At 66.1% G+C, this 12,568-nt stretch carries 13 protein-coding genes; 10 read left to right on the top strand and 3 right to left on the bottom strand.

The genetic code is table 11. The features are described 5' to 3' along the window. Nucleotides 1-5: 5 nt before the first annotated feature. From cbiE to cobM, 3 genes are read left to right on the top strand one after another with little or no spacing between them, the layout of a single operon-like run. Nucleotides 6-1,241 (top strand): precorrin-6y C5,15-methyltransferase (decarboxylating) subunit CbiE, encoded by a 1,236-nt coding sequence (cbiE, locus tag ACQR10_RS29490; RefSeq protein WP_316218479.1) that lies wholly within the window; start codon nt 6-8, stop codon nt 1,239-1,241. Further along, nucleotides 1,238-1,642, top strand: coding sequence for a cobalamin biosynthesis protein (locus ACQR10_RS29485; RefSeq protein ID WP_316182776.1), 405 nt, complete (start codon nt 1,238-1,240; stop codon nt 1,640-1,642). The genes cbiE and ACQR10_RS29485 overlap by 4 nt, the downstream gene beginning before the upstream one ends. Further along, on the top strand, nt 1,639-2,400 hold the full coding sequence (gene cobM, locus ACQR10_RS29480) for a precorrin-4 C(11)-methyltransferase (protein WP_316218478.1): 762 nt from the start codon (nt 1,639-1,641) through the stop codon (nt 2,398-2,400). The genes ACQR10_RS29485 and cobM overlap by 4 nt, the downstream gene beginning before the upstream one ends. On the opposite strand, the gene ACQR10_RS29475 is transcribed toward cobM, so the two are convergent. Then, on the bottom strand, nt 2,370-3,500 hold the full coding sequence (locus tag ACQR10_RS29475; RefSeq protein ID WP_316218477.1) for a cobalt-precorrin-5B (C(1))-methyltransferase: 1,131 nt from the start codon (nt 3,498-3,500) through the stop codon (nt 2,370-2,372). The two genes, cobM and ACQR10_RS29475, sit on opposite strands and share 31 nt — an antisense overlap. 47 nt (nt 3,501-3,547) lie before the next feature. Here ACQR10_RS29475 and ACQR10_RS29470 point away from each other — a divergent pair, with 47 nt between their 5' ends. Both ACQR10_RS29470 and bluB read left to right on the top strand, forming a co-directional pair. Beyond that, nucleotides 3,548-4,888 (top strand): cobyrinate a,c-diamide synthase, encoded by a 1,341-nt coding sequence (locus ACQR10_RS29470; RefSeq protein ID WP_434912161.1) that lies wholly within the window; start codon nt 3,548-3,550, stop codon nt 4,886-4,888. Continuing rightward, on the top strand, nt 4,885-5,541 hold the full coding sequence (gene bluB, locus ACQR10_RS29465; RefSeq protein ID WP_434912160.1) for a 5,6-dimethylbenzimidazole synthase: 657 nt from the start codon (nt 4,885-4,887) through the stop codon (nt 5,539-5,541). Before ACQR10_RS29470 ends, bluB begins: the two co-directional genes overlap by 4 nt. 1 nt (nt 5,542) lies before the next feature. Here the strand turns inward: bluB and ACQR10_RS29460 are convergent, their stop codons facing one another. Together ACQR10_RS29460 and ACQR10_RS29455 are read right to left on the bottom strand one after the other, a co-directional pair. Beyond that, nucleotides 5,543-6,268, bottom strand: a complete 726-nt coding sequence (locus tag ACQR10_RS29460; RefSeq protein ID WP_316238637.1) for a formyltransferase family protein — start codon at nt 6,266-6,268, stop codon at nt 5,543-5,545. Between the two features lie 18 nt (nt 6,269-6,286). Further along, nucleotides 6,287-7,618, bottom strand: coding sequence for a hypothetical protein (locus ACQR10_RS29455; RefSeq protein WP_316218474.1), 1,332 nt, complete (start codon nt 7,616-7,618; stop codon nt 6,287-6,289). A 734-nt stretch (nt 7,619-8,352) separates the two neighbouring features. Between ACQR10_RS29455 and ACQR10_RS29450 the strand changes: the two genes are divergently transcribed. The 5 genes from ACQR10_RS29450 to fliS all read left to right on the top strand — a co-directional run bounded on the left by ACQR10_RS29450 (nt 8,353) and on the right by fliS (nt 12,428). Further along, nucleotides 8,353-8,562, top strand: a complete 210-nt coding sequence (locus ACQR10_RS29450; protein WP_316182783.1) for a hypothetical protein — start codon at nt 8,353-8,355, stop codon at nt 8,560-8,562. Beyond that, complete coding sequence (locus tag ACQR10_RS29445) at nt 8,559-9,266, top strand: RNA polymerase sigma factor (protein ID WP_315805142.1); 708 nt, start codon at nt 8,559-8,561, stop codon at nt 9,264-9,266. Before ACQR10_RS29450 ends, ACQR10_RS29445 begins: the two co-directional genes overlap by 4 nt. Before the next feature lie 138 nt (nt 9,267-9,404). Beyond that, on the top strand, nt 9,405-10,229 hold the full coding sequence (locus tag ACQR10_RS29440) for a flagellin (protein WP_315805143.1): 825 nt from the start codon (nt 9,405-9,407) through the stop codon (nt 10,227-10,229). Nucleotides 10,230-10,290: 61 nt separating this feature from the next. Then, nucleotides 10,291-12,003, top strand: a complete 1,713-nt coding sequence (fliD, locus tag ACQR10_RS29435; RefSeq protein WP_434912159.1) for a flagellar filament capping protein FliD — start codon at nt 10,291-10,293, stop codon at nt 12,001-12,003. Further along, a complete protein-coding gene (fliS, locus tag ACQR10_RS29430; protein ID WP_316182785.1) occupies nt 12,003-12,428 on the top strand; it encodes a flagellar export chaperone FliS in 426 nt (141 codons plus the stop codon). Before fliD ends, fliS begins: the two co-directional genes overlap by 1 nt. Nucleotides 12,429-12,568: the final 140 nt, after the last annotated feature.

The raw sequence follows: 12,568 nt of genomic DNA, 5'->3' as shown, positions 1-12,568 counted from the left end.
TGTCCATGGTGAACTCGGCCGCAACTTGCAACGCGCAGCGCTGGCTGTCCATCGTCGGTATTGGCGAGGATGGTGTTGGCGGTCTCTCGACGTCCGCACGACGTCTCATCGCGCAGGCGGCGCTCGTGGTCGGAGGCGCGCGCCATCTCGAGCTTGCCGCGCCGTTGATCGCGGGGGAACGGCTGGCTTGGCCCAGCCCGTTGAAGCTCGCGTTCGATCAGATCGCGGCGCGACGGGGAGAGCCCGTCGTCGTTCTCGCAAGCGGCGATCCTTTCAACTACGGCGTCGGCAAGCAGCTGATGCAGCGTTTCGCGCCCGCCGAGATGTTGTGCGTCCCGCAGCCCTCGGCCTTCAGCCTCGCGGCGGCACGGCTCGGCTGGCCGCTGCAGGACGTGGCGCAGGTGACGCTGCACGGCCGCCCGCTGGAAGGGATCATCCGCCATCTTGCGCCGGGGGCGCGCATTCTGGCGCTGGCCTGGGATGGATCCACTGCCGCAAGGCTCGCCGCGCTGCTGACCTCGCGCCGCATGGGACGTTCGCGCCTGACGGTGCTGGAAGCGATCGGCGGCCCACACGAGCGGGTGCGAGGCGCGCCAGCTGACGCGTTCGATCTCTCCGATATCCATCCGCTGACGACGATCGCGATCGAGGTCGACGCGGAGGTTGATGCGCCCGTGATCCCGCTGACCGCCGGTCTTGCCGATGACCTGTTCGAGCATGACGGCCAGTTGACCAAGCGTGACGTTCGCGCCGTGACGTTGTCGGCCTTGGCGCCGCGTCCAGGCGAACTGCTGTGGGACGTCGGGCTGGGCTCGGGCGCGGTGGCGATCGAGTGGCTGCTTCGTCATGGTTCGTTGCGCGCGATCGGCATCGAGGCGCGGCAGGACCGGGCCGACCGGGCGATGCGCAACGCGCTGGCGCTCGGCACTCCCGAGCTGAAGCTGGTGATCGGACGCGCGCCGGCGATGCTGGCGGATCTCGAAGCGCCCGATGCGGTCTTCATCGGCGGCGGCATTTCTGAAGCGGGTGTGTTCGAAGCGGTCTGGTCGCGGCTGAAGCGTGGCGGCCGCCTCGTCGCCAACGTGGTGTCGCTCGAAGGCGAGGCGCGGCTGAGCGCGTTGTTCGGCCAGCATGGCGGTGAACTGATCCGCATCGCGGTTTCGCGCATCGAGCCGGTCGGCCGCATGCATGGTTGGCGGCAGGCCATGCCGATCACGCAGTGGCGGGTGACGAAACCATGATCGCGCTCGGGATCGGTTGCCGCCGCGCCGCCAGCGTCGCAGACATCGAGGCGGTCATCGCACAGGCGCTCTCGTTGGCGCGCCTCGCCCCGGCAGACGTGGCGGTGCTCGCCACGGCGGCGGACAAGGTCAGCGAGCCTGGCGTGGTGTCCGCCGCGCAGCGGCTCGGCCGTCCGCTCGTCGGAGTCGATCTTGCTGACATGACGGCTGTCGCCGATCGCGCGATCACGCGAAGCGATCGCGTCAGGCGCCTGAAGGGTGTACCTTCGGTTGCCGAGACGGCGGCGCTCGCTGCCGCCGGCGCGAATGCCCGGCTGGTCCTGGCGCGCGTCGCAAACGCCGTAGCGACCTGCGCGCTGGCGGAGGGCGAGGCGGCCATCGATGCGGAGCGTGCGCCATGACGGTGCACTTCATCGGCGCCGGTCCCGGCGCCCCGGACCTGATCACCTTGCGCGGCCGTGACCTGATCGCGCGCTGTCCGGTATGTCTCTATGCGGGCTCGCTGGTCCCTCGAGCGCTGCTCGATCATTGCCCGCCCGGCGCACGTATCGTCGACACGGCACCGATGTCGCTCGACGAGATCGTGGCCGAGATCGAGCGCGCCACGCTCGCGGGCGACGACGTGGCGCGGCTGCATTCCGGCGATCTCTCGATCTGGAGCGCGCTCGGCGAGCAATTGCGGCGCCTGGATGCATTGCGGATTCCCTACACGATCACACCCGGTGTGCCGTCGTTCGCGGCGGCGGCGGCCGCGCTTGGTCGCGAATTGACCTTGCCGGGATTAGCCCAATCGGTGGTGCTCACGCGGACCTCCGGCCGCGCGTCGGCCATGCCGGACACGGAGCAGCTTTCGCTGTTCGCGCAGTCGCGCGCCACGCTCGCCATCCATCTCTCGATCCACGTTCTCGACAAGGTCGTCGAGGAGCTGCGGCCGCATTACGGTGACGACTGTCCGGTCGCGATCGTCTATCGCGCGAGCTGGCCGGACCAGCTGGTCCTGACCGGCACGCTGGCGACCATCGTCGGCCAGGCCGCGGCTTCCGCCGTGGAGCGGACCGCGCTGATCCTGGTGGGCCGCGCACTCGCAACCGAGGATTTTCGCAACAGCGCGCTGTACGATGCCGACTATCAGCGGCGCTTCCGCGGGAGAGGGGAGTGAGCCGGTCCATGACTTTGTCCGACCAGCCGGCCGTCGCGGTCGAACACGGCGATGTCGAGGGCCATGTCGTTGTCGCCCAGCGCACGCCGCGCCGTCGTCCAGGCGGCGAGCGCGACCACCTCTCCGGCAGGAAACCCGACCCGCTGGGACTCCTGCAGCACCTGCAGCGCGGTGTTGGCCGTGCGTGCGCTCGTGACCAGCGTGGCCGGCGCACCCGCGTCATGCAGCGTGTTCGCCAGCCAGCCGAGATCGACCTCGCCGGCGCGCGAATGCAGGTCGAGCAGGCCCTGGCCGAGCTTGGTCATCTTGGCGAAGCCGCCGGCCACGGTGACGCGAGCGACCGGATGCCGTCGCAGATATTTCAGCATGCCGCCGGCGAAATCGCCCATGTCGATCAGCGCCGTCTCCGGCAGGCCATGGAGCCGCTGCACGGCCTTCTCGGAGGTGCTTCCCGTCGCGCCGGCGATGTGCGGCAGGCCGGCCGCGCGCGCGACGTCGATGCCGCGATAGATGGAGTGGATCCAGGCTGCACAGCTGAACGGCACCACGATCCCCGTGGTGCCGAGGATCGACAGGCCGCCGACGATGCCAAGCCGCGGGTTGAGCGTCTTTCTGGCGAGCTCCTCGCCGCCGGGAATGGAGATCTCGACGGCCACGTCGCCTGTCGCACCGAGCTTTGCCGAGGCTTCGCCAATCGCCGCCGTGATCATCTCGCGCGGCACCGGATTGATCGCAGGCTCTCCCGGCGGCAGCGGCAATCCCGGTCGTGTCACGGTGCCGACGCCGGGGCCGGCGCGGAACGTTACGCCGGAATTGTCTGCACCGCGCCGCAAGGTTGCTCTGACCAGCGCACCATGCGTGACGTCAGGATCGTCGCCGGCGTCCTTGACCACGCCCGCGGTGGCCTTGATGCCGTCGGCCTCGTGCATCGCGATCGCAAAGCCGACGCGACGTCCGCCAGGCAGGACGATCTCGACCATGGCAGGACAGTTGCCCGTGATCAGCAGCTCGTAGGCGGCGCGCGCTGCGGCCGTGGCGCAGCTGCCGGTCGTCCAGCCACGCTTCAGCGGTCGGTTCGGCGGATCCGCGATGTCCATCATGTCGGTTCGCATAGCACATTTTGCCATGCCTCGGCGGCGTTACGGCCATGAGCACGGCGGCGCCCAGCGGAATCATCATCGCCGCGCCGCGTTCGGGCGCCGGCAAGACGACCGCCACGCTCGGGCTGTTGCGTGCGCTCAGCCGGCGCGGCACGCGCGTGCAACCCTTTAAATGCGGCCCCGACTATATCGATCTCGCCTATCACACGGCTGCGGCAAAGCGGACGAGCTACAATCTCGACAGCTGGGCGATGTCCGCGCCGCAGCTGCTCGGGCTTGCCTGCGGCGTCGCCGCCGACGCCGATATCGCCATCGTCGAGGGCGTCATGGGCCTGTTCGATGGCGCGTCGCATCCCGGGCGCGCGGGCAGGGGCTCGGCTGCGGATCTTGCAGCCCTGACCGGCTGGCCGGTCGTGCTCGTTCTCGATGTCAGCGGGCAGACCGAGACGGCCGCCGCCGTCGCGCTCGGCTGCGCGCGTTTTCGCGACGATGTCCACGTGGCCGGGGTGATCCTCAATCGGGTCGCGAGCGAGCGGCACCGGGCGCTCATCGAGCCGGCGTTTGCGACCGTCGGAATCGAGGTGCTCGGCGCGCTGGCGCGGGACGCGCAACTGACCTTGCCCGAACGCCATCTCGGGCTGGTCCAGGCCCAGGAGATCACGGCCATCGAGGCCCATCTCGAGCGTCTTGCGGCAAGCGTGTCCGGGTCGGTCGATCTCGACGCGGTGCTTGCTCTCGCAAATCCGATTCGGGCGCCTGGCCTCGCCGCGCAGAGCTCCAGCCTCGGCATCAAACCGCCCGGACAGCGCATCGCGCTCGCATCAGATGCGGCCTTCTCGTTCAGCTATCCGCATCTGCTGCGGCACTGGCGCGCTCAGGGCGCGGAGACCATCCCGTTCTCGCCGTTGAACGACGAGGCTCCTGATCCAGCAGCCGACGCGGTGTGGCTGCCAGGCGGCTATCCCGAATTGCATGCGGGACGGCTGGCCTCGGCGCGGTCGTTCCTCGACGCGTTGCGCGCGATGGCCTCGCGCGGCGTGCCAATCCACGGCGAGTGCGGCGGCTACATGACGCTAGGCGCGGGACTCGAAGATGCCCATGGTGTCCGGCATGCGATGGCTGGGCTGCTTTCACTGGAAACGTCGTTCGCGCGACGCCGCCTGCATCTCGGCTATCGTCAAGCGACGCTCTTGGTCGACTGCAGCCTCGGCCCGAGAGGGGCCGTCGTTCACGGCCACGAATTCCATTATGCAACCATCCTGAGCGAGGCAGACGATCCGCTGATCGCGTGCCGCGATGCCTCGGGCGGCGTCATCGCCGAGCGCGGCGCCCGGCGCGGGTCGATGACCGGATCGTTCCTGCACGTCCTGAGCGGGGAGGGCGCATGAGCGAGCCAGGCCGAAGCCCTCCGCAGTTCGACGCGACATTCCGGCAGCGCTTTGCCGAGCTGGTGCGCTGGCGTCGCGACGTCCGCCGTTTCCGCGCCGATCCGGTCTCCCTTGAGCTGATCGAGCAGTTGCTCGCTCTCGCGTCCTACGCGCCGTCCGTCGGCTTCTGCCAGCCTTGGCGGTTCGTGCTCGTCGAGAGCGCCGAACGCCGCGCGACGGTGATCGAGAACTTCCAGCATGCGAACCAGGCGGCGCTCGCCGGCTATGATGGTGAGCGGCGCGCGCTCTATGCAAGCCTCAAGCTGGAAGGCTTGACGCAGGCGCCGGTCCATCTCGCCGTCTGTGCCGACGAAGGCGCTGCCACCGGGCATCGTCTCGGCCGCGCCACGATGCCGGAAACGCTCCGCTACTCGGTGGTCGCAGCGATCCAGACGTTCTGGCTGGCGGCGCGCGCGGACGGTCTCGGCGTTGGCTGGGTGTCGATCCTGAACCCGGAGGCTGTCTGTCGCGCGCTCGAATTGCCGTCGGACTGGAGCCTGATTGCGTATCTCTGCGTCGGCTGGCCGCAGGAGGAGCATGACGATCCCGAGCTGGAACGTCACGGCTGGGAAACGCGGCTCGACCAGACCGTGATCAAGCCGCTCAAGCGTTAGGTCACGACGCGAGCGCCAACGCCGGCGCGTCAACCGTCATCGGCTCGCCGACGGCGGCCTCGGCGCGCATGAGCTGAAACCGTGTGCCGTGCAGGTTGACGGTCAGTGGAATGCCGCGGAAATCGTCGTGAAAGGCGTGGATGCGGCGCGCCATCTCGGATCGATCGATGTCGGCGGGCATGTCGCATAGGGCGGCGTACATCTGCCTCGTGCTCTTGGTGCCGCTCCAACCGGTGCCGAGCGCCGGCAGCGGGCCGGCCTGGCAGGCGAGGTCGCGCGACATCCGCCAGAACAGATAGGCGAGCCGCACGAACGCCATCTGCTCCAGGCCGCGGACATCCACGCCTTGGGGGATGTCGAACGGCTCGACACCGACGATCGCGCCGCAGTCGACCCGGGTCTCCATCGCGTGGGCCGTCGCGCCGAAGCGCTTCGTACCGTCGTACATTGCGAAATGGGCCGGCGCCCAGCCGGGATAATCCGGTGGGCCCGGATGAAAATTGTAGGCGCCGTAACCGAGCGCCTGAAGGATGGCGGCAGGCACGACGACGCCGGTCGTGAACGCAAGCAGGCGGGATCTGCCGAGCACGTCGCGTTCGATGGCTTCGAGGTCCTGCAGGCTGACCGCGCAGCGGAATGCGAGGGCAGCGTTGTGCGCCCGCAGGAGCTCGGACAACGCGAGCTGCTGGTCACGGCTGCCGGTGAGAAGAATGATGGTGTCGAACATGATTTGTCCTGGCTGGCGTCAGTGGCGATGGGCGTTGAAGCTGGCGGGCCGGCGCATGGCTTCCGAGGCAGCGGTGGCGGCGAACAGATCGGCCGGCAGCTCCTGACCGGGGACGATCTCGAGTACCATGTTGTCGGCCAGCAAAGCGGCCCGCCGCGCCATGCGAACCTCCGGCGCCCACGAGCACAGCGAAAGCTCGAGGCGGCCAAAGCCGCCGCAATCGGCGACGAAGGCGCTCGTCAGCCGCTCGATGCTGTCGGCCGTTGCGCGCGCGCTGCTACCTTCGACATCGCGCAGGATGACCGTGACGCCCCGGCCAGATTTTACTTTCGAGCGCACCACGAGCAGCGACTCCAGCGCGCCGACGCGCCCCGCCCGCCGCGGCGAGCGTGCCACTTCGGCGAAGTCCGGGTCGGGGCCGAGATCAGCGTTTGTCGGCTTCAGATTGTGGACGATCGTCGCGTTGCCGACTCCGGCTTCCCCTGCAACGGCATGGTAGCTGCGGGGAAGCCAGACCGTATCGAGTGCGATCTGGGACGTCACCGCACTCCAGGCCTGGTCGATCAGATAGCCGTCCCAGACATCGGGATATGACGAGGCAATCTCGCGCCAGGTCGTCAGCATGGTCTCGGCCGCCTTGGAGCGGCCGAAATAGAGAGTGCGCGGCGACATCTCCCAGCCGTTCCACTTATGGACGGCGAAGTCGCAGCCGGCCAGATGAGGAAGGCCCGGGGCGGCTTGAAACATCACGTCCGCCTCGACGTACAACAGCGGCTCGCGGTGCCGCTGCCACATCCGCGCGACGAAGTCGGCCTTGTCGGCAGCGCTCAGGCGTTCGCCGGGGCGGCAATCGATCGCCTCGATGTCGAATGGGAGCCCGAGCCGCTGCAGCGAGCGTCTGAGATGATAGACGTGCAAGTCGCCGACCGTCGTCGGATGGCAGGACACGACACGCATCGTAGTTGCGGGTGCCGTCTCCGGAGCAGGCCAGTCGCGGCCGCCCCACCACAATTCATGCGGACCGTCGGCCGAGGTGCCGACGGTGCCGAACGCCGTCAACTTGGATTTCAGGAAATCGAACGCGGGGTTTTCGCCGAAAGGGATCGCCACGGCATCGTGCGAGGTCAGCGTGCCGTACAGCAGCTCCGCACCCGCGCCGGTTGGCGGATCGAGCAGGACGATCGTGCGGCCGCGGCCAGGCGATGGACGTTCGTCGCAGTGAACCAGCGGCCCGAATGTCCGCGACAGCCACTGCAGACGAAGACCTTGCTGCTGACCGAGCCTGACGCCTCGAGCGCGCAAGGCTTGCGTCGGGTCGTCGTCGATGGCTTTCGGGTCTTGTCGCATCATGCCGGGTCCTCCTGCACAATCAAACGGACCACGTCGGCCAATCAGGCGCGTCGATCACGCATGCGCCGGCGTCGGTCACTTGCGATGATGCGAGCAGGACGAAGCTCTCGACACGGAAAACGCGAACTTCGTTTCGCAATGTTGCCGGCGCGCCGCGCGAAGCCCGCACAGATGAATCAACATCGTGGATGCGTAAGAAGACGTACGGGCATTCGCTTTCGATCTGATAGCGCTTGGTCGACGCCGAAGTACGAAATCGGGCATTAAAAAGCAGTCGCGGGCGCGGATCGCGCGCTTCGCGCTGAGATATCGAACGCGACGATACTCACGAAAGTCGACGTCGATCGAAACATTGAGCAACATTCGGTGACGCTACAGAAATCGATTGACACCTACGCGTGCGTCGTCGGCGCGCGACGCATCACGTCGATCGCTTCATTTGTCGTTCCATCAGCAACTACAACGTACGAGCACGACAGATCAGGCGCGCCTTGTCGCAAAAATCGTCACGAGATTCAAAAATCGCGTCTGCGGAAACTGACAGAGTCGAAAAATGCGATAATTTCGTCGAGGTGATTCGGAAAAAATTGCCGGGCGAGATGATCGTTTCGCAAGAACTCCGGATCTTGATCGACCGCAGATTTGGTGTGCGCGGTCCGCATCCAGGGATGCTGTTAGTAAGCGTTGCAGCCCGCGTTTTCTGCTGAACTCGTCTTCCGGAATGAACCCGCGCCATGCCGAACATCGGCCTCTCCTTCTCAATGATCGTCGAGCGCTCGATCCGCGTGCGGCAGAATTTGCCTGTCCCTAGGCAAAACATTCCATCTAACTACCTGAAAAATCACGAAGAATCTTCGCCTGCTTCTCTCGATCACAGCGTTCAACGATCGGAAGCCGTCTGCGAATACCGCATTCGGCATTGCGGGTTGGAGATGCGGAAATGAGCTACGCGCTGGACGTCTGGGCCCCGGCCGATGGCGTATCTTCGAAGGAGCCGGGGTCCCCGGACGTCGCGGTGGTGCTGCCGTCGAGCGAGTCGGTCAGCACCGTTCCAGACTCTGCGCCGCCGGGCGAGACCATGGTCTTCGACGAGGACAAGGATCTGCTCGACCGGCTGGCCACCGGAGAGGAGCTCGCATTTCGCCTTCTCGTCGAGCGCCACATCGACCGCGCCTATGCGATTGCGTTGCGCATCGTCGGCAATGCCGCCGACGCCGAGGACGTCGTTCAGGATACGATGCTGAAGGTCTGGACTCATCGCGGGCGGTGGCAGCACGGCCGTGCCAAATTCTCGACCTGGCTCTATCGCGTCGTCAGCAACCGCTGCATCGACATCCGCCGCAAGCCGCGGACCGAGAATGTCGATGTGGTGCCCGAGGTTGCGGACGGCAAGCCGGATGCCGTGAGCGTCATCGAGCGTGCGGAGCTCAGCGACCTCCTGGAAGGAGCGATGCAGCGGCTTCCGGAGCAGCAACGGATCGCCGTGATCCTGTCGTATCACGAGAACATGAGCAACGGCGAAATCGCCGAGGTGATGGACACGACAGTGGCCGCCGTGGAGTCGCTGTTGAAGCGGGGTCGCCAGCATCTGCGCGACATGCTGCGGCGTCACGAGCGCGACATTCGCGGCGCCTTCACCGATTGCTAACCATAAAATTCCCGGCGCGGGAGAATTCCCGCCTGATTCCCGCAGGCGCTTCCGTTTGATCGGTCAGACGGGGCCGATCCGCACCGTCAGTCCTTCCACGATGCGGCGTGCTTTGCCGATCACTCAGGAGTCCTCACCGTGCCCGCAATTTCCACCAACATCGCCGCCAACTCCGCCGTCCGCTACTTGAACATCAACTCCAACCAGGAGACGAGCTCGCTCTCCAAGCTGTCGAGCGGTTCGCGCATCACGTCGGCCTCGGACGACGCGGCCGGTCTCGCCATTTCCACGCGCATCTCCTCGGACATCACCACGCTGCAGCAGGCCGCGACCAACGCCGCCCAGGCGACGTCGATCCTGCAGACCGCGGATGGCGGCGCGTCGAACATCAGCGACATCCTGGCGCGCATGAAGTCGCTGGCCTCCGAGTCCGCATCGGGCACCACGGTCGGAACCAGCCGCACCTACATCCAGTCGGAATTCTCGCAGCTCATCAGCGAAATCTCGTCGATCGCGACCGGAACGCGCTACAGCGGTCAGAGCCTGCTCGACGGCACCAGCACGTTCTCGTCGGGCGTCTCGGTTCTGGTCGGATCGTCCGCGTCCGACACCATCAACATCACGCTGTCGGATCTCACCGCGAGCACGCTCGGCGTCTCGTCGCTCGACGTCAGCACCCAGACCGGCGCGACCGCAGCCTTGACCACTCTCGACACCGCGATCGACACCGTGTCGAAGGCGCGTGCCGACATCGGCGCGCAGGAGTCGCGCTTCAACTTCTCGGCCGATTCGATCTCGACGCAGACGCAGAACCTGCAATCGGCCAATTCCGCCATCAAGGACGTCGACATCGCCTCGGAGCAGGCGAAGCTGTCGTCGGCGCAGGTGAAGACCCAGGCCGCGGTATCGGCGGAAGCCGCCGCCAACCAGATCCCGCAGTACCTCCTGAAGCTGCTGGGCTGAGCCGTGATCTGCCGGGCCGGCGCCTCGCCGGTCCGGCTTTTTCCTCGGAGGACGACGACGGATGACGGTGAGCAGCGCAACCTCGAGCACGAGCAGCACGACATCGTCTTCTTCATCATCGACGAGTTCGAGCAGCTCGCTCACGACGTCGGGAACGAGCACCACGAGCACGATCGACTGGACCGCGCTGATCGAGTCCGCCGTCAATGCCAAGCTCACCCAGGCGACCCAGATCTCGACCAAGATCACCGCCAATGAAGCCAAGATCACGGCGTACCAGACGCTGCAGACCGCACTGAAGACACTGTCATCGGGATTGTCGTCGCTGGCGACATCGATGGTGAACTCGCTTGCGACCAACGCCTTCGCCACGCGGGCCGCTACCATCAGTGCGACCGGCGACGTCAGCGCCTCATCGGCGCTGTCGATGTCGGTGAGCAATGGAGCCGCGACCGGCAGCCACACGCTGACGATCGGCCAGGTCGCCACGGCGCACAAGGTGACGGGCACGACGCAGTCGAGCCAGACCGCGGCCCTCGGCTATTCCGGCACGTTCTCGCTCGGCCTGTCCGGAGGCAGCACGGCCGACATCACCATCACCAGCGGCATGTCGCTGCAGGATGTCGTCGACGCGATCAACGCGCAGACCTCCGCGACCGATGTCGAGGCGTCGATCGTCCAGGTATCGAGCGGGTCCTATCAACTGGTGCTGACGGGGACCCAGGATGCCGCCGACATCACCTATGCAAGCTCGTCCGGGGACGACATCCTCAACAAGCTCGGGGTGACCGACAGCTCGGGAGCCTTCGCGACGGTGCTGCAGACGGCCCAGGCCGCGGAGTTCACGCTCGATGGGATCAGCCTGACCCGCAACACAAACGACATCACCGACGTGCTCAGCGGCGTCACGTTCGATCTGCTGCAGGCGACACCCTCCGGAACGACGCTGACCGTCACCATCGGCGCCGATACGAGCCAGATCTCGTCGGCGCTGCAGACCTTCGTCACCGACTACAATGCGTTCCGCGATGCCGTGATTGCGCAGCAGACCACCAACTCCGACGGAACCGCCTCATCCAGCTCGGTGCTGTTCGGCGACGGCACCATGCGCGACATCATGAACTCGCTTCAGGCCGTGCTCGGAACGTCCGTCGGCGGGCTGACGATGGCGGACCTTGGTCTCTCGTTCAACGAAAAGAACGAACTCGAACTCGATACGGGCACGCTGTCGACGATCCTGAGCACCAATTTGAGCGGTGTGACGACGTTGTTGTCGGCGCAGACCAAGACCTCGTCGAGCCAGCTCAGCGTCGTCAATACCGGGTCGTCGCCGCAGTCGTTCACCCTGGATCTGACGGTGGATGCCTCGGGGAATCTCTCGGCCGCATCCGTCGGTGGCGACAGTTCGCTGTTCACGGTCAGCGGCAACACGATCGTGGGCAATTCCGGGACGATCTATGCCGGCATGGCTTTCACCTATACCGGCTCGACCTCGCAATCGATCACGGTGACCTCGACCCAGGGGCTTGCAACCCAGATCTACCAGATCGCCAAGACCGCATCGTCCAGCACCGGCTCGTTGCAGACTTTGATCGACAATCTGACGTCCCAGGACGAGACGATGCAGGCCAAGGTCAACGACATCAAGAGCTCGGCTGCGACGTTCCAGACCCAGCTCACGGCGCAATACGCCAAGTACCAGGCCGCGATCGAGAGCGCCAACAATACGCTGACCTATCTGAAAGCCCTCCTCAATTCGAGTTCGAGTAACTGATGACCCAGAGTTCGATGGCGCAATTTGCAAGTCAGGCCTACCGCGGCACGGCCGTCGCGGTTCCGCCGCTGCGGGCCGTGATCATGCTGCTCAACGGCGCGGTCACCTGCCTGCAGAAATCCGTGCAAGCGCAGGAGGTGCGTCGCTTCGAGGAGGGGCATGCCCACCTGACCCGGGCAACGGCGATCCTGCGCGGGTTGAGCTTGCACCTCGATTCCACGCGCGGCGGACCGGTCGCCGACCAGTTGTTCGGAACCTACAACGCCCTGATCGTGGCCGCGCTGCGGGCCTATGGTCGACCTCACATGCGCGAGAATTTCCAGCGGATCACCGAAAGCCTGCTGGAACTGCGGCAGGCGTGGGAGGCTGTCGATGTGGCGGCCCGGGGAAAGCGAGCGGCTGCTGATTCGGCCAACCGTCGGTAGATCTCGCCGAATCGGGCACTCGCCGCGCTGCGGAAATCTTGAGAAATCGATCAGAAATGGGCTGCATTGTCTCCCGTTTCGGTATCCAGTGCGGCCTCGCGTGCATACGACTCCCGAAAAGTACGGAGTTTCCAGAGCTT

The sequence above is a fragment of the Bradyrhizobium sp. HKCCYLRH2060 genome (assembly GCF_051168135.1).
In the GTDB taxonomy this organism is placed as follows: Bacteria; Pseudomonadota; Alphaproteobacteria; order Rhizobiales; family Xanthobacteraceae; genus Bradyrhizobium.
The sequence above is the reverse complement of the archived record's forward strand: the minus strand, read 5'-3'. Positions and strand labels throughout refer to the sequence as shown.

Coding starts and splice junctions, on each gene's coding strand:
- fliS (WP_316182785.1), top strand. CDS start 12,003: ATGACCCAGAGTTCGATGGCGCAATTTGCAAGTCAGGCCTACCGCGGC.
- ACQR10_RS29470 (WP_434912161.1), top strand. CDS start 3,548: ATGAGCACGGCGGCGCCCAGCGGAATCATCATCGCCGCGCCGCGTTCG.
- cobM (WP_316218478.1), top strand. CDS start 1,639: ATGACGGTGCACTTCATCGGCGCCGGTCCCGGCGCCCCGGACCTGATC.
- fliD (WP_434912159.1), top strand. CDS start 10,291: ATGACGGTGAGCAGCGCAACCTCGAGCACGAGCAGCACGACATCGTCT.
- bluB (WP_434912160.1), top strand. CDS start 4,885: ATGAGCGAGCCAGGCCGAAGCCCTCCGCAGTTCGACGCGACATTCCGG.
- ACQR10_RS29450 (WP_316182783.1), top strand. CDS start 8,353: ATGCCGAACATCGGCCTCTCCTTCTCAATGATCGTCGAGCGCTCGATC.
- ACQR10_RS29460 (WP_316238637.1), bottom strand. CDS start 6,268: ATGTTCGACACCATCATTCTTCTCACCGGCAGCCGTGACCAGCAGCTC.
- ACQR10_RS29455 (WP_316218474.1), bottom strand. CDS start 7,618: ATGATGCGACAAGACCCGAAAGCCATCGACGACGACCCGACGCAAGCC.
- ACQR10_RS29445 (WP_315805142.1), top strand. CDS start 8,559: ATGAGCTACGCGCTGGACGTCTGGGCCCCGGCCGATGGCGTATCTTCG.
- cbiE (WP_316218479.1), top strand. CDS start 6: ATGGTGAACTCGGCCGCAACTTGCAACGCGCAGCGCTGGCTGTCCATC.
- ACQR10_RS29485 (WP_316182776.1), top strand. CDS start 1,238: ATGATCGCGCTCGGGATCGGTTGCCGCCGCGCCGCCAGCGTCGCAGAC.
- ACQR10_RS29475 (WP_316218477.1), bottom strand. CDS start 3,500: ATGATGGACATCGCGGATCCGCCGAACCGACCGCTGAAGCGTGGCTGG.